Here is a 20,343-nt window from a genome sequence, read left to right as displayed (position 1 = left end):
AGAGTGCGCAAACGGGGCAAAAGCAAGCTCAGTGGGTCCGGACCGCTTCCACCAGCTTCTGCAGCAAGCTCAGGGTTTGCAAATTGATGCGTTCCAGTCGCTGCAGGCCGTTTTCCAGGCGCTGCAAGCGCTCTGCAAAATGACCCTGGCTGAGGTTCGACAGCTCTTCACTCAAACCGTTGACCTCGTCGGCATTCAGTTTGACGCGCGAGAAATCGATGGGCTGATCGGTATCCAGGAATTTACCCACACCTGTGTCCGATCCGCCACCCACCACCTGAGTGGGTGTTTGTGCTTCTTGCGCAATATCCTTGAGCACATCATGGAGTTCATGCAGGGTCAAATTGACCTTGTTGCCCATGAAACCCAGCAGCAACAAACGATCGCACAGGGAATTGATTCGACGCGGAATGCCCTGGCTGGTTTTGTAAATCAGCGGGAATACATCAGCATCGAAGGTCGGCTTGCCGGTACTGCCTGCGCATTTGAGCCGGTGCTCGATATAGGCCTTGGTTTCGTCTTCATCCAAGGGCCCGATATGGCAGGTCGCCGCCACGCGCTGACGGAACTGCTCCATCTCGGGCCGCTGCAGGATGCCGCGGAACTCAGGCTGGCCGACCAAAAAGGTCTGCAGCAAAGACTGGTTGCCAAACTGGAAGTTCGAGAGCATGCGCAGCTCTTCCACGGCCCGCGCCGAGAGGTTCTGCGCCTCGTCCACGATCAGCAAGCAGCGCTTGCCCTGCGTGGTCTGGCTGACAAAAAACGCCTCCAGCGTCATCAGGATCTCGGATTTGGGCAGATCCTTGAGGCGCACACCAAAGGCCGAGCCGACCATGCGCAGCGTGTCTTCCGCGTCCAACTGTGTGGTGACCAGATTGCCGATCACCACATTGCTGCGATTCAGGCTGTCCAGCAGACCACGCAAGAGGGTGGTCTTGCCGGCACCGATCTCCCCAGTGATGACGATGAAACCATCGTTGCGCAGGACACCGTAGTCCAGATAAGCCTTGGCGCGCCGATGCTGCTTGCTGCCAAAGTAGAAGTTGGGATCAGGACTGAGCTGAAACGGCTTGCTGCTCAACCCGTAAAAGGATTCGTACATGGCTCAGAACTGCTGGACGAGGTTGGCGAACATGGCGTTTTCGCGATAGGAAATCAACCCGCCCGAGTGCGCAGCTCGCGCGCCCAGTGTGAAGTTGGTCCGGGTACCGAGTCGGCAATTCCAGCTCGCCGAAATGGATCGCAGCGTGGTGGTCTGAGCCGCCGAATCGCCTTCGCTCTCCTGCTGCAAGACGCTGAGCACGGCGCTCGACGTGGGCGTCAGGTTGTGCGAAACATTCAAGCTGAGACTGCGCTGGAGCACACGGCCCGTGGCGGCAAAATCACCAGCACTCGCGCTGGCTGAGGCCAAGCGCCGGTTGTTGCTTCGGCTGGCGGTCGTCGTGATGGTGGTTCTCACCCCTTGCAGGGTGTAGGACAGCAATTGGTTGCGGAGCACAGTCGGGCCGGTGTCAACCACGGCGCTGTTGGCCAAAGCATCGGGCGTCAAACCCTGAGCGCGCAGAAAATTGCGCACAAACACATCGCGCTGCGCCGGATCAAGCACCAAAGAGGCGAACTGGAAAAAATACAGGTCGTAGTTGCTGCGCGGCGCGCCGGCGTTCTGGAAGCTCGCCGCGTTGACGGACTGTGAATCCGAGAAGCGCAGGGCAGAACGCGACCAGCGGTGCTCCAGGTTGTAAGTGAACGAGTCGCCGTAATCGTGAGACTGGAAATCCGCCGAAACCTTGGTGCGCAGCGAAGGTGTCCAACTGAGATTGGCGCCATACGTCCAGCTGTTGCGCAGCACGAAATCCTTCAAATCACTGCGCTCACGTCCGGCCAGCACACCCAGTTGCCAGTCGATATCGGGTTTGTAGTTCAGGCTGCCGGTCACACTGCTGACCCGGTTCTGCGCCCCCGTCTTGAAGCTGGACTTCTGAGTCGAGGCATCCACCGACCACATCAGCGCCGCGCGCCCCGCGCGACTGATGCGCAAGCTGCCTCCATTGGCATGGCTGTCACCAATGACGGCGTCTGAGACATTCGTGGCCGAGGTGTTGGCCCGAAACTCGAAGTTGGCAAGGCTGCCAAGACGCCCTTGCAAACGCGGAGACAAGCTCACCGTGGCAGTTTCACGTCGATTGGCATTGGCCAGCGACGGATCCACGGTTTGGACGCCAAATGCCGAGGCAGCCTGCTGCGAAATGCTCGCGCTTGCATCGACAAAGAACAAGCTATCAATCAGCTCAGCCACGCCTTTCGCCGCCAAGCTGTGTTGCACGCGGGCCTTCTCTTCGCTCTTTGTGTAAACGATGCCATTGAGCGAATAGTCCAGCGAGCCTCGCACGGCACCGCGTGTCGTGCTGATGGAGATGCCGGGTGTCAAGGTCGTCAGGAGCGCCGCGTCTTTATCGGTGCGGCTCAGACGATTGTTGTCGGTCCAGGTCTGCATGACCCCAAAACGCGGCTCCACCAGAACCGAGGGCCGCCCCGAGGTCGAAAGCTTGCTCGACGCCCCCGATTCGTCCTGCGCCCAAACGGCAGACGCGCTCAGCAGGCAAGCCACGGCCACGACTCCCGGCTGCAAGCCCCACTCCCGCGCATGAAAATTTCGAATCGGCATGAGTTCAGCTTGCCGTATCTTCGGTGCCATAGCCATAGCCGTAGCCGTAGCCACCACTGCCATAGCCGCCCGAACTGTTCGCATTGGCCTGATTCAACAACAGCATCTTCAGCGGGCAGGATTCGATAGTCGCCAGAGCTTGCTGCACTGCACTCTGTGCCGTCTTCTCAGCGTGAACCACCACCACGATCTGCCCCATATGCGATGCCAGAACGCGAGACTCTGTGGTCAAGAGCAGCGGCGGCGAATCAAAAATGATGATCCGATCGGGATAACGCCGCGCCATATCGTCCAGCAGATGGCTCATGGCATCGCTGGCCAAGAGTTCGGTCGCGCGGGCATGAGGCGTGCCGCTCGGTAGCAAGGTGAGCTTGTCAACATTGGTGCGAAGCAGGACGCTGGACATGTCCACCGACTCCTCCAACACGTCCAGCAGACCCGGGCCTTGAGGCAGACCCAACATGCGCAAAACCGAGGGACGGGCAACGTCGGCATCCACCAGCATCACCGTGTTGTCCAGTTCCGCCGCAATGCTCAATGCCAGATTCAGCGACGTAAAGCTCTTGCCCTCGCCCGCCAAGGCGCTAGTCACCATGATCAGATTGCCATGATTGAGACTGGCCACGCCTTTGCCCATGGCGTTTTTGATCAGTGGGCGCTTGATGACGCGATATTGATCCGCCATATGGGAGCGCGCCGCATTGGGTGTCAAGAAGCCTTGAGCAGCCAAAGCCTCCAAATCCAGATCGACCCGCTTGGACGAGGCATGAAACTCCTCCGGTTTGGCCTGGACCGTAGCCACAGCCAGCGAGGCCAAATCTGTGCCATCGCCGGCAAAAGAAACGGGGGGGGTCTGCGGCATGGCCTGCGCATCATTGGGCAACACCACGCCGGCTTGCCGCAGCTGCTCCAGTCGCTGGGCCGCTTGTTCAATCAGACTGCTCATCTCAGACCACCTGCCTGCTCAACATGATTGCCAACGCCGTCAGGCCCAGGACATACATCCCCACCAAACCACCGGTTGCTGCGCCAAAGCGAATCAGGTCGGAACGTTGGTTGCGCTTGTCCGCCTCGGACACCAAGCGGGTCACCACACCCAAGATTGGCACATCCAGACGAGCACGCATTTCCAAGGTGTCATGGAAAACCGGGCGCAACTGGCTGACGGCAAATGCGGCAAGCACGCCAGCCACAAGGGAAACCAGCAATGCACCCACCAACAGCAAGAGACGATTGGGCGCGACGGGCTTGGGATTGGCGCGCGGAGGATCGATCAGACGGAAGTCCGCAACACCGGACGCGACGTCCAACTCACCAGTGATTGAAGCCGATTCGCGACGCGCCACCAGGTCCTCGTAGTTCTTCTTGTGAATGGCATAGTCACGATTGAGTTGCGCGGCCTCAGACTCCAATTGGGGCGCCGTCTTGACTGCCGACAAAGCCTGGGCATAACGCGAAGAATACTCGTCCACACGAGCCTTGAGCGCTGCCACCTGAACCTCACTGGTGGCCAGCAAGCGGTTCATTTCTTGGTAGGCCAAGCTGCCGCTGTTACCACCCAATGGTGCGGGCGCAGCCGCCGCTGCGGCAGCTGCCTTGCGCAACTCAGCGACTTCCTTGGCTTTCTGCGACTCCAGATCTTTGATCAGCTTGCGAGCGCCGATCACATCGGGATGCTGATCGGTGTAGCGCTGCAGCAAGGCGTCAAGGTTGCGACGCTGGGCATCGATGCGAGAGTCGATCTCGGGCGTCGCCACCACGGCGTCCCCCTCTTGCAACAAGGCCTTGACGGGCGAGCTCGTGTTTCCGGAGCGCTCCTGAGTCAGCTGGGCCTTGGCGGCGTCGCGCGCATTGACGGCCTCACGGTACTCCAGACGAGCACGCTCCAACTGAGCACTGAGTTCACCCAGGCGGCTGGCAGCATCCTTGCCGTCACCTGACATGTTCTGGATATTCCGCAGGCGGAACTCTTTCAGGCGGCTTTCGGCCTCCTCCAGCTTGGCTTCGTACGACTTGATCTGCTCGTTGATGAAGGAGGTGGCCGTAGCCGCATCCTTGCGGCTGGCGCCCAGACTCGATTCCACGAAGATCGAGACCAGAGACTGAACCACCCGCTTGGCAGTTTCAGGATCATTGTCGCGGTAGGCCAAGGTGTACAGATTGTCGCGAGCAGTGCTCTGAATCGACAGGCTCTTGGTTACTTTCTCAATGGTGGCCTCTTGCTGTGCCTTGGACTGATTCTTCAAATCCAGATCAGCCATCCGAACCAGCTTTTCAACATTGGGACGGCTGATCAAGGTTCGGCTCAGCATGGTGACTTGCTGCTCGATATTGGGCTGCACCGCCAAGCCCGACATCAAGGGCTTCAAGATGGATTGCGTGTCCACAAAGATACGAGCATTGGCCTCATATCGATCCGGAAGTATCCAAACAACCACCGCACAAATGACGCCGACGATCCAAGAGGTGGCTACGCCAGTCCAACGATATTTCCACACCCGCCGGGCGATCGCCTGCAGTTGCGCAATGAGTAAGTCCATCGAGTTAGGGTTCCAAAATTAGGACAGAAGCAGGGGCCCCGCGTCGAGGCCAAACTCGCACCGTTGACCCAGCCACCTGGACCGAGCCCTCCAGTGCGAGAACTCGCACTGCCGAGATCAGAACAAGCTCTGCGGGATGATCAGCACATCACCCGGACGCATTTCGACATTGGCGGAGACATCGCCGCGTTTGATCAGGTCCTTGAGGCGAACGGAATACTGTTTGCCAGCGCCGTCGGCGGACCGAAGAATGGTGGCTTCGTTGCCGGCTGCAAAGTCCGTCAGTCCACCGACCGCGATCATCACATCAAGCACCGTCATTTTTTGCTTGAAAGGCAAGGCCTGGGGACGGGCAGCCTCACCGATCACTCGGATCTGTTCGCTGTACGGGCCCACGAAGCTGGTCACGATCACCGTGACCACCGGATCACGCACATACTTGCCCAACTGCGCTTCAATTTCACGAGCAACCGCGACCGAGTTCTTGCCCTGAACCACCATTTCGTCGATCAAGGGCGCAGCAATCTTGCCGTCGGGACGGACAGGAACCACCATCGACAACTCGGGATTGCGCCAGACCATGATGTTGAGGGAGTCGCCTGCACCGATGATGTAACTGTAATCACCGCTGGTGGCGCTCGCGGGCGCTGGCGGGAATTTGCCATCCACGCTGGCGCAGCCGGAGAACAGCAACGATGCCGCAACACCGAAAACAAGGCCAACACGGCGCAAGGTCGAAGCAAGAATCTTGTTCAAGGTATGTCCTCTCAAATTCATCGGCTGCGGCAAACACTGCCAGTGCTGCGACGGACGCCACGCTAAAAAGCAGCCTGAAAAAACCTCCGGCATCATGCCACATGGCACCCTAGGCTCAGCCCCTGCAAATAAGCGTCCCCCACGCTTGAAATCGGCAGTGGTACACAAAATCGCGCAGCTATTGGCCCCACCTAGGACATACCCTAGGCGCATCGATCTCAAGAGCGAGGCCGCCCCACACCCTTCAGCAGCGGCCGAATCAACAACAAAAGCAGGCGTTGTAATGGATGGGCATTCCCGAAGGGCCGCCAAGTGAAGCTGAGCTTTTGCTTGTAGGCATCGAACTGCATGACCCATGGCGCTGCTTTCAAAGCTCCGCGATTGAGCAAGACCTTCAAGACTGAAACACCCATCACCCCCGCACAAAGGTCACAAGACATCATGGTGGAGGGACCGCGCTTTTCGTGAAAATTCACAGCCTCCGGCGCCACCAAATAGCCTCGCTGCAACATCGCAGGCGAAAGGCCTGCAATGAATCGCGCATATTGCTCCTGCTGGCTACGCCCCTCGACTTTGAAGTAATCCTCAAAGCTCATGCCACCGGGTTTGAAATACAGAAAGGCAACCCCCATGCCCAGCGGCGCGGCTGTCAAAGCAGGGATTCCTCGCTCATAACAGGCCCGAAACAACATGCGTCGCGCCTCGATAGCAAAAAAGTCGATGCCATCGACATAAACATCGACACCCGACAGAAACGCATTCAGGTTCTCGGGCGTCACGCCTTCAGCAAAAGCCTCAACATGAGCCTCAGGATTGATCTCTCGCGCCATTTCGGCGAGAACCTCGGCTTTGGGTCGACCCAAAGTAGACATCTGTGCACCAACTTGCCGATTGAAGTTATGAACTTCAAATTGGTCGAAGTCAGCGATGTGAAATGCACCCACACCCAAACGGGCCAAGGTCAACAAATGCGCCCCACCCACGCCGCCCAAGCCAGCAATTGCAACGCGAGCCTCTCGAACTCGTGCCTGCTCAGCCTCGGTCAACCAACCAATGTTTCGGGAAAACGCCCGCCCATAGTCAAACTCAGAATGCGCACTCATGAAAGTACCTTTTAGCAATGTGGCAGCGTGTTTCCATTTCGCACATGATGCCCTATGAAAACCCGACAATCCAGCCAGCATGCAGAGATGCGGCATCAGCGCCGGACAAGGATTGCAACATGAACGAACTCGCAGTGATTCATCGAATTCTGGACCTGGCACGGTGGGCACCCAGCGGAGACAACACGCAACCTTGGCGCTTCGAAATCGTCGGGCCTCACGATGTCGTTGTTCACGGCTTCGACACCCGAGAACATTGCGTCTACGACTTGGATGGACACCCGAGTCAGATTGCACTGGGCGCGCTGATCGAAACTGCAGCCATTGCCGCCAGCGAATACGGATTGAGACTTGTGTCCACGCACAGATCATCCTCACCCGAGGCTCGCCCAGTGTTTGACTGGCATTTCTCACCCAGCGACAGCTCAAGACGCAGCCCATTGATTGACTGCATTCAATGCCGAAGCGTTCAACGGCGACCCTTGAGCACCACCCCACTGACCGCGAGCCAGAAGCAAACACTTGAATCGGCTTGCGGCGACGGCTTCGAAATCTTGTGGCTAGAAGGGCCCCAAGCCCGCTGGAACACCGCCTGGCTGATGTTCCATTCCGCAAAGATCCGCCTGACTTCCCCTGAGGCCTACGAGGTGCATCGCGACATCATCGACTGGCGCAAGCAGTTCAGCACGAGCAAAGTTCCTGAACAAGCGCTCGGCACAGATCCAATAACGACCCGCCTGATGGAGTTCGTCATGGGAAGCTGGGAGCGGGTGCGCTTTTTCAACCGATTTCTGGCTGGGACATGGGCACCAAGAATTCAGCTGGACCTTCTCCCAAGCCTGCGCTGCGGCGCGCACTACGTGCTGGTGGCAAAACAACAAGCTCGGACACTCGAAGACTTCGTGGACGCCGGCCGTGCGATGCAGAGGCTTTGGCTCACATCCACGCACTTGAATTTACAAATGCAGCCGGAAATCACTCCGCTTGTGTTTGCACGCTACGCACGCGAGAACCGCAAGTTCTCCAGGGAAACGAAGGTGATTGACCTGGCCCAGGAGGTGAAAGCCCGGCTTGAAGCCCTACTGGGCACGGAGGCCTCAAATCGCGCCGTGTTCATGGGAAGGCTGGGCTCGGGCCCCGCCGCCACCTCGCGATCCCTGCGACACCCCCTTGAGGAGCTGATCATCACGAAGCCAACCATTACGCCGACGCAGCACGGATGAAGGAAGGGTGGCTACTGCTTCCGACAAAAAAGAGAACGCAAAACAAAAAAAGGGGCGCTAGAGCGCCCCTTTCATCTTGCTGCTAGCCAGCCTGATCGACGACCAAGCCAGCTTTGAAACAAGCTCAAGCTTGCTTGCGGCGGCGAGCCGACAGGCCCAGGCCCAGCAGAGCGAAACCAGTCAGAGCCAACGAAGTCGGCTCAGGCACGCTGAAGAAGAAGGACTGGCTGGCATCAGCTTGGCCGATGAAAGCGGTGTTGTCGCCGACCGGCAGACCGTTGCCGCCCACGCCGAAGCCGCTACCTTGCCAAGAAGTCGGCTGGGTCCAGGTACCGTTGGTGCCGCCCAGGAAGCCCAGGGTCGACTGAACCGTGGTGCCGTTCAGGTTGGGCAAGATGTAGGCATTGTTGGTGTAGCTGGTCGTGCCATTCACCGAAGCGCTGGTCAGGCCGCTGCTCGGATTGGTAAAGCCCTGTGGGCCGGCCACGGTTTGACCACCGGTGAAAGAACCGCCCAAGATTTGATCGCCGTCACCAAAACCAGACTGGCTAACCAGGGCTGCGTCGGGGGTGTTGTCCAGGTAGATGCCCCAGGTACCGGTGATCGGAGTGATCGACACCAGCGAGCAGTTGTAGTTCAAGCACGTCACCTTCTCTTGGAAGTTTGCGCGCACGGTGATCTCGTAGCCAGCACCACCGGTGCCTTGCACCAGATTGGGCAGCACGAAGTTACCACCACCAGCCTGCAGAACAGCCACAGCGAAGGAGTTGTAGAACACGTCGATCACATCAGACGTGCCAGTGCAGCCGCCGGTGAAGTTGGGGCCGAAAGCGCCGACAGCGCAGCCAGAGCCAATGTTCTGCGCGGTAATGTCGTAGCTCTTGATGAGCACGGACGACGACGACGACCAGTCGAAGCCACCGAAGTTATTCAGGAGACCATCGGGGGTCTGGAAGGTAGCGGCGCTGGCGGAAGCCACTGCTGCCATCAAACCAAAGCCGGCGAGGACTTTCTTTGCTGCGTTCATGAGTGTTTCTCCAAAAGAGGTTTGGGACATTCCCTGCCCTATCGCAAGCACTTGGCGTGCCAACAATGAAATTCATTTAACAATCAACAACTTACAAACTTGGCCGAGGACAGAACTCACAACAACCAGGGCATCCGTAAAAATTTCCGACACCCTCAAATCTGCCCCCCCAAAAAAACTGCAAGCACCCCAATCAGGCGCACACCAAGGAGGCAGCGCCTGAAGGATCACAAGCTCTTGGCGAGTTGCCGGTATTCATCTGACCTGGCGTACTCTGGCCGCTCGCGCCCCAACTTCTCGTACTCGGACTTGGCCTGATCCTTCTGCCCCGCCGCCAGCAGTCGCTTGACCAGATTGAGTCGGTAATTGGCAACCGATCCATCCAAATCAACGGCTTTGCGCTGAAGTTCGACCGCTTTGGCGAAGTCCCCCTGATCCGAATGGATCTCAGACAAGGTATCCAGCACGCCCGCGCTGCGCGGCTGCAAGCGTTGAGCACGCTCCGCCAGCTCTTTCGCCTGCGGGCGTTTCGACTTGTTGTACAACCACGCCATGTTGTTGAGCGCCCCAACATTCTCCGGCTGCATCTTGAGCACCGCTCCGTACCAACGCTCTGCTTGAGCGAAGTCCTTTCGACTCAGGGCAACGTCTCCGAGGTAGAAGGTGAAGATGGCATCGTTCGGCAGGGCTTGAGAGCGCTGCTGAGCAAACGAATCGGCAGCAGAAACATCCTTGGCCATGAGCAGGGACTTGTGAAGCTTGATCGCCACATCCGTGTGACGCCCATCCACCTGAAGTGCCTTCCGATACCAATCAACAGCTGCACCCCAGTCCTTCTTGAACGCAGCCACGTCACCGGCCAACGCCCAGCCCAGCGGCAATTTCGGATGACTCTTTTGGATCTGCTGGCACAACTTGTAGGCATCATCTGCCTTGCCTGAACCTGCCAATACCGAGACCAGTGCAGACTGCACATCCCGGTTGTCCGGCTGCAATAGCATGGCCTTACGAAGCACCGAAATTGCAGCATCGAACTTGTTGTTGGCCACATGCATCTTGGCAAGCGACAACAATGGCTTGACCGACTTGGGCTGCATCAAGATCAGCTTGCTCAGCTGGTTCTCGGCTTGAATGAAATCACCTCGGCTTGCATATGCATCCGCCAGCAACTCCAAGCCCTCGGGGCGGTTGGGCAATTGCGTGATGGTGTCTTGCGCCAAAGCCAAGGCCTTGGTCGTGTCGCCACTGCGAAGGTAGAAGCGACTCAGTTGCACCCGCGGCGCAACCTCCGCGGGAAGATCCTTGACCACCTCCGACAGAACAGCAATCAAGTCCGAGGCCTTGGCTCCCATCTGCTCACGAAGGCCCACCACAGCCATCCGAGTGCTGATGTTCTTCGGGTTCTCGGCACTCATGCGCTCAAAGCGCGCCAGCGCCAGATCCACGCGCTGATTGCGCACATCCAGATCCGCAAGGCTATGGGCTGCCACGAAAGACTGTGAATCGAGCTTCATTGCAGCCTCAAAAGCCTCGCGCGCGCGCGCAACATCGCCACGCTGAAGCTCAATCTGCCCACGCAGATTGGCCGCATCGGGGCTCTTGGGGTCCTTCTTCTCCAGATTGGACACAGCCTCCAAGGCGCGCACGTAGTCCTTCTTGCTGATCAAGGAACTGATCAAGGCAAGGTCTGCCGTGACAGCCTTCTCGCGTTCGGAGATGGCCCGAAGCTCTTGAATCCCGGACTCAACATCCCCCTTCTTCAAGCGCTCGACAGCCAAAAAGGTCCGCGCCCGCGAATCGTTCGGGTTGACCTGCACCACCTGCTTGAACAGTGTCTCAGCCCTCGCGAACTCCCCCAATTTGAGGCTGGCCTCAGCCCCCACCGCCAAGGCTTCGGCATCCACCGGCGAGCGCTCCAGCAAGGGCTGGATCAACACCCAGGCCTTGGCCGGATTGCCGATTCGAATCAAAACACGGGCCAGCAATGTGCGAACACCTGGCGCCGCCTCACCCAAGCTGGTGCTCATGGCTTTACCCAAATAGGTCTCAGCCTGGGTCATTGCACCCTTCTGGAAATACACAGCACCCGCCAAGTACAAGACCCGGCCGTTCGCAGCACCATATTTCAACAAGGGCTGGAGGCGCTCTTCCGCCAGCTTCAACTCACCCCGCTCAAAGGCGAGCAAGACTCCGAAGTACGCAGTATTGAGGTTGTTGGGGATCTTCGCATTCATCGACTCCCAAACAATCTGAGCCTCCTTGTAATCCTGCTGCCCAATCAACGCCGCCAAAGCGCGACTTTGGGCTACATAGTTCACCGAATCGAGGTCAACAGCTTTTCGATAGGACGCAATTGCTGCCCGCACATCTCCCTTGGCCTCTTGGAATTCCCCCAACAAGAGCGCCACGTCACTGCGCTTCGGCTGCTCACGCGACAGCTCAATGACTTGCGCAAAGGCTTCGTCGACTCGCCCTTCAGCCGCGCGCAAACGAGCTTCGGTCAAACGCGCCCGAACATCTCTTGGCGAGAGCTTGAGCGCAAGATCGATCGTCTTTCGCGCGTCCGTCAAATGTCCGAGCGATGAATGCGCCACCGCCAAGGAGGTCAGCAAATCAGACTGCGACTCCGCCCCTTTCAGAACCGGATTGGCAAATTTCTCTACGATCTTGGCCATCTCGCCCTGGAGGATCAGCACCCTCGCTTCCAAGGGCTGAACTTCTTCGTCTGGATAACCCAGTTGCGAGGCTTTGCTCAACTCAATCAGAGCCCCCTCCTGATCGCCCATCTCAGACAAGGTCTTGGCCAGCAAGAAGCGAGCTTCAGACAAATTACCGTTCTTCTGGATCGCCGTTTTCAACTGAATCAAAGCCGCCTTGCGGTCATTCTTTTCAAGATAACCCTTCGCCGACCCCACCAGCTTTTCAGGCGTTTCACTGGAGCAACCAGAGAGCACAGCAGCCAGCACCACGGACCCAATCACAGACTTTGCAAAGTTGTTGTTCACAAGCAATCTCTTTTTCTATCCAGGAAACACCCAAAGCTGCAATCGTGATGGCGCGGCATGCGTACGGCCAGCTACCACCCCCCGGGTCACGATCGCATCAAAGCGCGACACGCTACCACAGGCGTGAGGCGGACCTGTTGAGGCCAATCCACGCAGCCACAGCGAGTCGATTGAGCGCTGCATTTGAACCGCATCCAGTGCCATTGCCAGCCCGCATGACCAAAGGGTGAAAAGTGCCACGGGCACAGGCATGGCAGCAAGCCGGACATGCAAGAAGGGTTGATCTAGCCCTGCCAATTGCCCCTCCCGAGGCACCATTCATACACTCGGGCTCTGACGCCAGGCAAAAAAAGCCCCTGCTGCGATGTGCAGCAGGGGCCTTGATGAAGGAAGGTCAAAAACAACCGAATCCCTGATATTGGTGGGCCGGGGGGAATTGAACATTCCGCGCTACCCCGCATTATTGTTCATCTTCCGCTTACGAGGGATAGCGAGTTACTTCACAAATCACTGCGTAGTCTTGCACCAACAGATCTGTATCGCGCCGGGGATTGAGATGTGGGCCACCGCCCGTTCCATGAACAGCTTGTTAGTGTGGAAAGTGAAGTCGGATGTTGTCCTGCAAAGTACAGCGGTGAGCCCATTCACGAAATCACTGAGCAGGACGACCGCGCCTTTCCCTACCCAAGGGTCGATGGCATAGGTTTATGCCACTTTGCGGTCAGCTGTCACCTCTTTTGCAGCGCGGTGATCTCTACTCCCAAGACGGCATGGTTGCCGCTCGCTTGATTGCTCTGAAGAGACGGTAGAACGGTGGGCGCGACCGCCACCCCAAATGCCCCGCCTGGGAAATGAGGGAGGCCTAGGCGCCAACGCCGGTATCTATACCGTCACCAGTACCGTCCGCTAGCACGGCTGGACAGACTAACGAGCACTGGCACTGGATGTACGCGCTGGCCAACTTCTTTCCCAGTGAACAAACACTTGTCGCTGAAACATGAATAGCGATCACATGGCGGTATCGCTTCCATTGGCGAAGCATATATCGAGGGTATCGGCGACGGTAGGTGTTCCGCCCTCTCCGCCAGAAAAGAGAAAAAGCCCGTGATTTCACGGGCTCTTTTTTCGTCTTGTTGATCCGACTGTCAAATTGACCATCACACAAAAGCTTTATTGACTCGGGACAGTTCTGGCTCAATGAACCGGCCCTGCCGCACTGCTGAATCCACTACAGCGTCCATCGCCCTCCTCTACGCCAGCCATCGGCGCGTCAATTCCAACTCGGCGAGCCGCTGCACTACACAACACCCGTTGAACGACAGGCTTCGGCACGCCTTCCTCGTGCCGCGCCGATCAGCTCAGGATCCGCTACTGCCCCTCGTTCTGGGCAGTAGCAACTAGCGGCTCTGGCAGACCTGCGACATCGGGCGGGCGACCTGTGACAAGTGCGGAGTGGTCAGAGGCTTGCGCGAGTTGAACAGCCGATCTGAGACTTGGCGTACGGTGAGCTTGCCCGCCATTCGAGGCGATCGGTCCCAACGGATCAAGTCACGAGGATGCTGCATGCCCTTGTCGGCGAGCCAACTGACAATCCGTGACAAGTGCCCACCATCACGGATCCAGTCGTCGCAGTCCTTCGCGCCAAGGGCCTGGGCCAACGTGTCGTAGAGCGCCGATGGCTTGAGCGAGCGTTTTGTGGCCTCGGGTGAGTCCGACGAAAGCCGCTGCTTGCGCAGCGTAGTGACGGCCGCATGCAAGTCATCGCGGTGCAAACCGCTCAGAGGCATTGCCCAATAGTCAGCGGCACCCGATGTTTGTCGCCCTTGCTTGGCGGCGAGAACATAGATCGTCCGAACGGATGTCAGCAGTTCATGATGGCTCATTCAAGTCTCCAAATGCGGCGGCGTTACCCGCCGTGCTGCGTTTTTCAGCAAGGTTGGCGCAGATGATTTGGAGAGGGGGGCGTCGCGCCCGTTGAGCCGATCAGCCAGAAGGACGGGCCCTGGCCGCGGTTGCATCAGTACCGCATCGCTCGCCTGCAACCACAAAATTTATCATGTGAGAACGGATAAGGCGATGCTTGAGCGGAACTACCCCGGCGGGGACTGACATTTACTTTTGGGCCAATCGTGATCGCTAGTGCCGCCCATCGCCCGACGTCAGGTATGGGCAACGACATACAGTGGAAAGCGTTAGCCTGACCGTCCGCAGCCAGCCCGTTGGCGCGGATCGGCGAATTTCCGCTTTGGGCACGAAGCTGCCAGCTGACACAGAACAAACGATAGGTGCTGACCCACAAACCCAGTCAAATCGGACGAGGGACCGATTTCAGTGACGGTAGTCTTCTTCGCGCTGGTGTCTAACTGCGCCCACGACTACGTCATTGCCGATAATTTCGAACAGCACAACATAGCCTGCGCTGCCAAACGGCACGATCAACTCACGCGAGCGACCATTCCCCAGTTCCGCCTTTCTGCAGGTGAAAGGCGACCAGGACAGTAGCCGCATCCCCTCACTAACCGCGTCGAGCGCTCGTTGAGGCGTCGTCCAATCAGGCGTTTCACTGGCGAGCTCGCGCTCGATGGCGAAGTCCTCCAGGCGCTGAAGGTCAACAACTGCCTCTTCGAGCAGCGTGACGCTGTAGACGGGCTTCACCGGCCAGTGCGGTCAGCTGCTCGACGTTTCGCGTCGTCAAGGCGCCCCTGCAAGCCGGCCATGACCTCGTCGACCGTACGGCCTCCGCCTTCTTGCTTCCAACGCTCGATCGCCGCCTCGCCGCGATTGACGAACTCGGCTTGCACGCGACGCCAAGCTGCGGCCGCAACGACCGCCTCCTCGATGAACTGGGTCAGCGACTCGCCGTCCCGCAAGACTGCTTCGACTTCGGCTCGAACCTCGGGCTCGACGCGGATTGGGGGAAAGCTGGCAGAGCGCATTTCTCAAATGTATAGCAAACGTGCTACGCCGACAATCTGCATCCAAGCTGCCAACGTGAGACCTCTATCGATTCAGGAGGCCCAGGCGCGTGATTGCTGGCCCTCAACTCGATGGGGGTCCGCGCTGCCCACCATCAGGTGGTCCTGCCCATAGTCGTTACAGCGCATTCGCGATATCGCGCGCACAGCCCGGACTCACTACGTGCGCGCGACCTCTCGGCCGTCCTTCAGCATCGCGCGCGCTGCCTACAGCTGAATGCCGAATGAGCGGCCGGCCACCGCCGTCTTCGACCTTCAGGTGGTGACAGGGTTGCGCCCGCCGTATGCCCCGATATTGCGGAACCCATCCACGGTTCAATGCTTAGACCATTGCTTTGCAGAGATGGACCTTGCCTCGGAGTGTCTGCACAAACGGCGACTCACCGTCTTGCCTTCGACTCCTGCCTCCACAAGGCCACCTTGGTGCACATTGATGATGCGTTTGAGAGCCGATTCTTGAGAGCATGCCATTCATGGTCAGGTAGAGCGGTTGACCAGTGGCCCGTTAAGTCGACCTCAAATACACCGCTTTAGCACTTGCCGATCCACCTCCACGCGAACAGACAGCCCGTCATCATGAAGATCGCCTTCACCTCCTGCTTTAGCGCCACAGTCTTTCCGCAACAACCGGTTTGGAAGCAGATCTTGGCGCTCAAGCCCGACGCGCTAGTGCTGACCGGTGATTCGATCTACATCGATGAGCTGACGCATCCGACACACCCGAAGGCTATGGCTGACTTCGAGTTCTTTCAGTTCGTGGCAGCAAAGTACCGCCGCCAACTGGCGCAGCCTGACTTCGCCGCGTTGATTGCAGCGGTCCCCACCTACGCGATCTGGGATGACCATGATTTTCTTTGGAACGAATCCTACGAGGAGAAGGCCATTCAAAAGAAAGTCTACGCTGGCTTGATCCGCGCATCGCGGGCGCTGTTCAATGCCTACTGTGCTCATCTCGAGGGCCGACAGAGATTTCCTGACGACGACAGTGATGCCCGGTTGTGGGATGCGAATGAGCCTGCCCCCGGCTACCGACAGGTGATCCTGGACGTGCCAAACGGCGCACCTGTACATCTGCACCTGACGGATGGACGCAGCTGGCGCGTCAACCGTACGCTACTAGGCAGCGTGCAGCGAACCGAGATCGAGGCAGCTATGGGTGCCGCACCAGTTGGCACGCTGCATTTGGTGGCAAGCGGCTCGGTGGTCGAGGCCCACAAGGGCGACCAGTGGGGTAACTTCGAAGACTTGGCCTGGCTGCGAGAACTTGCCAACAAGTACTGCATTGCCTGCCTATCGGGAGATATCCACGCCAACGACTTCCACCGCATACCAACGGAGAACGGGCGCATGGTGTACGACTTCACGTCTTCGGGCGCAGCAATTCGCCGCGCGATCTGGGCGGGGACCGACTGCGAGAACTTCGGTTTGATGGAGATCGACGCCGCCACACTGCGTGGCCAATGGATCCGCTTCGGACAGCCCGGAGCACTGACTCCTGTCACTATTGACCGCCTCAGCTGGCAAATGCAAGCATGATGGCTGCTCACCCTCAAGCGCTACTGCGGATAAGAAAGACGGTGCCCAGGGTGCACCATCACTACCAGGCAGACTCAAGGCTGCCGAGCTTGGACCCGCCACTCGGAGAACGAGGCATCCGAGAATCCGCCCTTACGGCAGAGCTCCTCCACGGCCATGCGGGCCTCAGCCTGCTTGAGGAACCCGATGATTTGTTCCTCGGTGAATTTGCTCTTTCTCATGTCCGCGATTCTCCTGAACTGCGGACCCCTGCTCGTTTAGGTTGGTACGACTGGATGGGCGCAGGTCAGAACACTTGACCAGTGCAGCTGATCTCTGGTGGTCTATGAGAATGAGGACTCGGATTCCGACGCGTTCATTGCTTCCATTCTTCGACCGGCTGGCTGACCCTAGATCAGCAAGTTGGCGCCCCTACACAATCGCAACCCCCAGATCGGCAACAAGCTCTGCAGGCGAATGCCCCCCCCAAAAAAAGCTGCTCCTTCTGAGTGAAGTGGCGCCGGGTCACGCGTAGGCGATGCTGGAAGCATCCCGTCCATGTCAACCAGCCGCAATGCCGGCACATCAGAACTGTGAATTCGAACCAACAGCGACAGCCTGTTTGTTCTGAGGCCCCAGGACCCGACAGCGCCATATCACGGCCTGCTCGGCGTCCGTCCGCCCGCGAAGGTTGCGCCGCTCAGCGAAAAACGACTTCCCGGCCTGATGGTGCAAGACTCGAATTGGGCCGAATGGGAGGCGGTTCATGCCGAGCTGTGGCGCTGACGAAGACGATGCCACCCCTTGGGAGCCGCTTCTCCGTCGCCAAACTGACCACCATCTCAAGCTGACTTACACCGGACCGCATCAACGGTCAACAAGCAAGAGCGACCGCCCTGCGTTGGTTGTCAAACTGAGCCAACTCGGTCGTGCATTTTCACAGGGTGCACATTTATCCGCGTGCTAGGCTGCAATTTCGACGTCTTCACGTGGAGCCTTGCCATGGTCAGATTTGTTGCCTGCAGCCCTTCATCAGTTGCTCGACAGAAGAACACTGAATCTGAAGGTCTCGAAGTTGGGCAGATTCGATCGGCAGCAGCAGCGAAGGGCAAAGCACAGCGTCGCTCGCCCTGGCAGTTCGCCAGTGTGCTCGGCATGGCCGCTCTGATGGCGGCATGCGCCAGCGTGCAGCCAGAGCCGCTGAAAGTTGGCGAGATCCAATCACAAGCCGCACTGGATCGCACTCAGTCGCGGCAAGGCGTCGATCCGATCACGGGACCGCTGAGCCTTGAGGAAGCGATCGCGCGGGCACTGAAGTTCAATCTGGACCGACGCACACGGCTGATGGAAGAAGCCATCGCCTTCAACCAGTTGGACGCCAGCCGCTACGACATGCTTCCCAAGCTGGTCGCATCGGCCGGCTACAGCACACGCAGCGAGTTCGCGACTAGCAGGGCGGTCGACTCGGTGACCGGTCAACCCTCGTTGGCCAACCCCTTCATCTCCAGCGACAAGAGCCACACGGCCAGCGATCTTGGCCTGACCTGGAGCCTGCTGGATTTCGGCCTGTCCTACTACGGCGCCAAGCAAAACGCGGACCGCGCGCTGATCGCTGTCGAGCGCCGCCGCAAGGCCATGCATCTGCTGATTCAGGACGTTCGCAGCGCGTTCTGGCGCACTGCAAGCGCGCAGAAGCTGCGCGGCGAGGTCAAGTCGGCCATCAGCCTGGCTGAGGACGCCTTGACTGACGCCCGCAAGGCGGAGGACGAGCGCCTGCGCTCGCCGCTGGATTCGCTGCGTTACCAGCGCCAGCTGCTGGAGAACCTGCGCCTGCTGGAATCGATCGACCAGGAACTGGCTACCGCGCGCATCGAGCTGGCCCATCTGGTCAATGCACCGTCCGGCACGGAGCTGCAGGTGCAGGAGTCGAACGGCGCGCTGAACCGGCGCATGCTGGACTTGCCAATGGAAGCGATGGAAGCCGCGGCCATCGCAGGCAATGCCGATCTGCGCGAGCAGTTCTACAACACCCGCCTGGCCAGCGATGAGGCGCGCAAGGTGCTGCTGCGCCTCTTTCCCAATCTGAATCTGAATCTGGGTCTGAAGTACGACAACGACAAGTACCTGGTACACGACAACTGGAACGCCGCCGGTGCCCAGCTGTCCTTCAATTTGCTGAATCTGTTCTCAATGCCTTCGCAGCGGAAGCTGGCCGAGGCCGGGGTCACGCTGGCTGAGCAGCGCCGGGTGGCCGCGCAGATGGCCTTGCTGGCCCAGGTCCATATCGCCCGCCTGCAGTACGCCAATGCGCTGCAGCAATACCAGCGCTCGAACGCGATCTGGGTCGTCGACGACCGCATCAAGACCCATATGAGCAACCGAGAGCAGGCCCAAGCGTCCAGCAAGCTGGAGACGGTGGCCAACCACACCACCGCCATCCTGAGCCAGCTGCGCCGCTACCAGTCACTGGCGCAAGCCCATGCCGCGGCCAGCCGGCTGCAGGCCACCCTGGGCATGGAGCCGCAGCTGGGCAGCGTGCACGAGGCCAGTCTGGCCGAGCTGAAGGCGGCCATCGCGGCTGCGATCCAGCGCTGGGAGGCCGGCGATCTGCCCAGCCACAGCGAGGTCGCCGCTCCGGCCTCGGCCAGTTGAGACGGTCACCAAGCAGGCCATCCGGATGAATGTTTTTTCTTGCCACTTCGGCCGGGGCCTGAGATCCTCGGGTGCCCTGGCCGCCGTCTTGCTCGTGGCACCGATGCCTGCGCTTGCGCAAGCGCCCGCGCCGATGCCGACTGCCTCAGCGACGACCGCACCCAAGCCCAGCCTGGAGCAGCGAGAGATCCGCGCCCAGCTGGCGCCGCATCGATACACCACGTTGGCCGCCGAGATCGGCGCCAAGATCCAGCGCCTGCCGGTGCAGGACGGCGGCACATTCCGCGCAGGCCAGGTGCTGATCAGCTTCGACTGCTCGCTGCAGCAGGCGCAGCTGAACAAGGCACGTGCTGCCCTGGTCGGCGCCGAGAAAAGCTGGGCCGCCAACAAGCGCCTGGCCGAGCTGAACTCGGTGGGCCGGGTCGAGCTGGACCTGTCCGAGGCCGAGGTGCAGAAGAACCTGGCCGAGCTCGCCGCCATGAGCACCATGCTGGCCAAGTGCAGCATCACCGCGCCCTTCTCGGGCCGGGTGGCAGAGCAGAAGGCCCGCGAGCAGCAGTACATCCAGCCGGGCCAGGCCATTCTGGACATCATCGATGACAGCGTGCTGGAACTGGAATTCTTGGTGCCCAGCAAATGGCTGGCTTGGATGAAGGTCGGCCATGTCTTCCAGGTCGGCATCGATGAGACCCGCAAGAGCTACCCGGCCAAGGTCCAGCGCATCGCCGCGCGGGTCGATCCGGTCAGCCAGTCGGTGCGTCTGGTGGCGAACATCAGCGGCCGCTACCCGGAGCTGATCGCCGGCATGAGCGGCCGGGTCAGCATCGTCGCGCCGGCCGGCCAGTAAGGCGGCGCGCACGCTCCAACACAGGGACCAAGCAA

Annotated in this window: 15 protein-coding genes and 1 pseudogene; 4 read left to right on the top strand and 12 right to left on the bottom strand. The window is 59.3% G+C overall.

All coding sequences use genetic code 11. From position 1 onward, the window contains the following. Nucleotides 1–28: 28 nt before the first annotated feature. The 6 genes from OOB33_RS15390 to OOB33_RS15365 form a co-directional block, all read right to left on the bottom strand. A complete protein-coding gene (locus tag OOB33_RS15390) occupies nucleotides 29–1,102 on the bottom strand; it encodes an XrtA/PEP-CTERM system-associated ATPase (RefSeq protein WP_102770237.1) in 1,074 nt (357 codons plus the stop codon). 3 nt (nucleotides 1,103–1,105) lie between these two features. Continuing rightward, nucleotides 1,106–2,665 (bottom strand): TIGR03016 family PEP-CTERM system-associated outer membrane protein, encoded by a 1,560-nt coding sequence (locus OOB33_RS15385; protein ID WP_271009327.1) that lies wholly within the window; start codon nucleotides 2,663–2,665, stop codon nucleotides 1,106–1,108. 4 nt (nucleotides 2,666–2,669) lie between these two features. Then, the gene (locus OOB33_RS15380) at nucleotides 2,670–3,611 is read right to left on the bottom strand and encodes an XrtA-associated tyrosine autokinase (RefSeq protein WP_271009326.1); all 942 of its coding nucleotides are present in this window, start codon (nucleotides 3,609–3,611) and stop codon (nucleotides 2,670–2,672) included. 1 nt (nucleotide 3,612) lies between these two features. Beyond that, nucleotides 3,613–5,205, bottom strand: coding sequence for an XrtA system polysaccharide chain length determinant (locus tag OOB33_RS15375; protein WP_102770234.1), 1,593 nt, complete (start codon nucleotides 5,203–5,205; stop codon nucleotides 3,613–3,615). 117 nt (nucleotides 5,206–5,322) lie between these two features. Further along, nucleotides 5,323–5,961, bottom strand: coding sequence for an XrtA/PEP-CTERM system exopolysaccharide export protein (locus OOB33_RS15370; RefSeq protein ID WP_223696563.1), 639 nt, complete (start codon nucleotides 5,959–5,961; stop codon nucleotides 5,323–5,325). A 218-nt stretch (nucleotides 5,962–6,179) separates the two neighbouring features. Further along, nucleotides 6,180–7,064: a ThiF family adenylyltransferase gene (locus OOB33_RS15365; protein ID WP_271009325.1), complete on the bottom strand. Its 885-nt coding sequence runs from the start codon at nucleotides 7,062–7,064 to the stop codon at nucleotides 6,180–6,182. 119 nt (nucleotides 7,065–7,183) lie between these two features. On the opposite strand from OOB33_RS15365, the gene OOB33_RS15360 reads away from it, so the two are divergent. Then, nucleotides 7,184–8,287 carry a molybdopterin biosynthesis protein MoeY gene (locus tag OOB33_RS15360; RefSeq protein WP_271009324.1) on the top strand — a complete coding sequence of 368 codons (1,104 nt, stop codon included), beginning with the start codon at nucleotides 7,184–7,186 and terminating at the stop codon, nucleotides 8,285–8,287. Between the two features lie 124 nt (nucleotides 8,288–8,411). Here the strand turns inward: OOB33_RS15360 and pepA are convergent, their stop codons facing one another. The 5 genes from pepA to OOB33_RS15335 all read right to left on the bottom strand — a co-directional run bounded on the left by pepA (nucleotide 8,412) and on the right by OOB33_RS15335 (nucleotide 15,255). Continuing rightward, nucleotides 8,412–9,314, bottom strand: a complete 903-nt coding sequence (gene pepA / locus OOB33_RS15355; protein WP_165794743.1) for a flocculation-associated PEP-CTERM protein PepA — start codon at nucleotides 9,312–9,314, stop codon at nucleotides 8,412–8,414. Nucleotides 9,315–9,541: 227 nt separating this feature from the next. Further along, nucleotides 9,542–12,319 carry an XrtA/PEP-CTERM system TPR-repeat protein PrsT gene (gene prsT / locus OOB33_RS15350; RefSeq protein ID WP_271009323.1) on the bottom strand — a complete coding sequence of 926 codons (2,778 nt, stop codon included), beginning with the start codon at nucleotides 12,317–12,319 and terminating at the stop codon, nucleotides 9,542–9,544. 1,397 nt (nucleotides 12,320–13,716) lie between these two features. Next, nucleotides 13,717–14,202, bottom strand: a complete 486-nt coding sequence (locus OOB33_RS15345; protein WP_271009322.1) for a hypothetical protein — start codon at nucleotides 14,200–14,202, stop codon at nucleotides 13,717–13,719. Between the two features lie 445 nt (nucleotides 14,203–14,647). Further along, entirely contained in the window at nucleotides 14,648–14,974 is a 327-nt protein-coding gene (locus tag OOB33_RS15340; RefSeq protein WP_271009321.1) for a type II toxin-antitoxin system RelE/ParE family toxin, read from the bottom strand. Beyond that, on the bottom strand, nucleotides 14,971–15,255 hold the full coding sequence (locus OOB33_RS15335; protein ID WP_271009320.1) for a YlcI/YnfO family protein: 285 nt from the start codon (nucleotides 15,253–15,255) through the stop codon (nucleotides 14,971–14,973). Before OOB33_RS15335 ends, OOB33_RS15340 begins: the two co-directional genes overlap by 4 nt. A 615-nt stretch (nucleotides 15,256–15,870) precedes the next feature. On the opposite strand from OOB33_RS15335, the gene OOB33_RS15330 reads away from it, so the two are divergent. Then, nucleotides 15,871–16,830 carry an alkaline phosphatase D family protein gene (locus tag OOB33_RS15330; RefSeq protein WP_271009319.1) on the top strand — a complete coding sequence of 320 codons (960 nt, stop codon included), beginning with the start codon at nucleotides 15,871–15,873 and terminating at the stop codon, nucleotides 16,828–16,830. Nucleotides 16,831–16,919: 89 nt separating this feature from the next. On the opposite strand, the pseudogene OOB33_RS15325 reads toward OOB33_RS15330, so the two are convergent. Continuing rightward, nucleotides 16,920–17,051, bottom strand: a pseudogene (locus OOB33_RS15325) (transposase); the annotation flags it as partial. Between the two features lie 913 nt (nucleotides 17,052–17,964). Here OOB33_RS15325 and OOB33_RS15320 point away from each other — a divergent pair. Further along, complete coding sequence (locus tag OOB33_RS15320; protein ID WP_271009318.1) at nucleotides 17,965–19,461, top strand: TolC family protein; 1,497 nt, start codon at nucleotides 17,965–17,967, stop codon at nucleotides 19,459–19,461. Between the two features lie 133 nt (nucleotides 19,462–19,594). Then, nucleotides 19,595–20,308 carry an efflux RND transporter periplasmic adaptor subunit gene (locus OOB33_RS15315; protein WP_271009317.1) on the top strand — a complete coding sequence of 238 codons (714 nt, stop codon included), beginning with the start codon at nucleotides 19,595–19,597 and terminating at the stop codon, nucleotides 20,306–20,308. Nucleotides 20,309–20,343: the final 35 nt, after the last annotated feature.

Source organism: Paucibacter sp. B51, assembly GCF_027863535.1.
In the GTDB taxonomy this organism is placed as follows: domain Bacteria; phylum Pseudomonadota; class Gammaproteobacteria; order Burkholderiales; family Burkholderiaceae_C; genus Paucibacter_A; species Paucibacter_A aquatilis.
Note: the sequence above shows the minus strand (reverse complement) of the source record. Positions and strands in the feature narration are given on the sequence as shown.

Excerpts from the sequence above, each read along its gene's own strand:
- pepA (WP_165794743.1), bottom strand. The coding sequence starts at position 9,314 with ATGAACGCAGCAAAGAAAGTCCTCGCCGGCTTTGGTTTGATGGCAGCA.
- OOB33_RS15365 (WP_271009325.1), bottom strand. The coding sequence starts at position 7,064 with ATGAGTGCGCATTCTGAGTTTGACTATGGGCGGGCGTTTTCCCGAAAC.
- OOB33_RS15380 (WP_271009326.1), bottom strand. The coding sequence starts at position 3,611 with ATGAGCAGTCTGATTGAACAAGCGGCCCAGCGACTGGAGCAGCTGCGG.
- OOB33_RS15360 (WP_271009324.1), top strand. The coding sequence starts at position 7,184 with ATGAACGAACTCGCAGTGATTCATCGAATTCTGGACCTGGCACGGTGG.
- OOB33_RS15335 (WP_271009320.1), bottom strand. The coding sequence starts at position 15,255 with ATGCGCTCTGCCAGCTTTCCCCCAATCCGCGTCGAGCCCGAGGTTCGA.
- OOB33_RS15320 (WP_271009318.1), top strand. The coding sequence starts at position 17,965 with ATGGCCGCTCTGATGGCGGCATGCGCCAGCGTGCAGCCAGAGCCGCTG.
- OOB33_RS15345 (WP_271009322.1), bottom strand. The coding sequence starts at position 14,202 with ATGAGCCATCATGAACTGCTGACATCCGTTCGGACGATCTATGTTCTC.
- OOB33_RS15315 (WP_271009317.1), top strand. The coding sequence starts at position 19,595 with ATGCCGACTGCCTCAGCGACGACCGCACCCAAGCCCAGCCTGGAGCAG.
- OOB33_RS15385 (WP_271009327.1), bottom strand. The coding sequence starts at position 2,665 with ATGCCGATTCGAAATTTTCATGCGCGGGAGTGGGGCTTGCAGCCGGGA.
- OOB33_RS15390 (WP_102770237.1), bottom strand. The coding sequence starts at position 1,102 with ATGTACGAATCCTTTTACGGGTTGAGCAGCAAGCCGTTTCAGCTCAGT.
- OOB33_RS15375 (WP_102770234.1), bottom strand. The coding sequence starts at position 5,205 with ATGGACTTACTCATTGCGCAACTGCAGGCGATCGCCCGGCGGGTGTGG.
- OOB33_RS15330 (WP_271009319.1), top strand. The coding sequence starts at position 15,871 with ATGAAGATCGCCTTCACCTCCTGCTTTAGCGCCACAGTCTTTCCGCAA.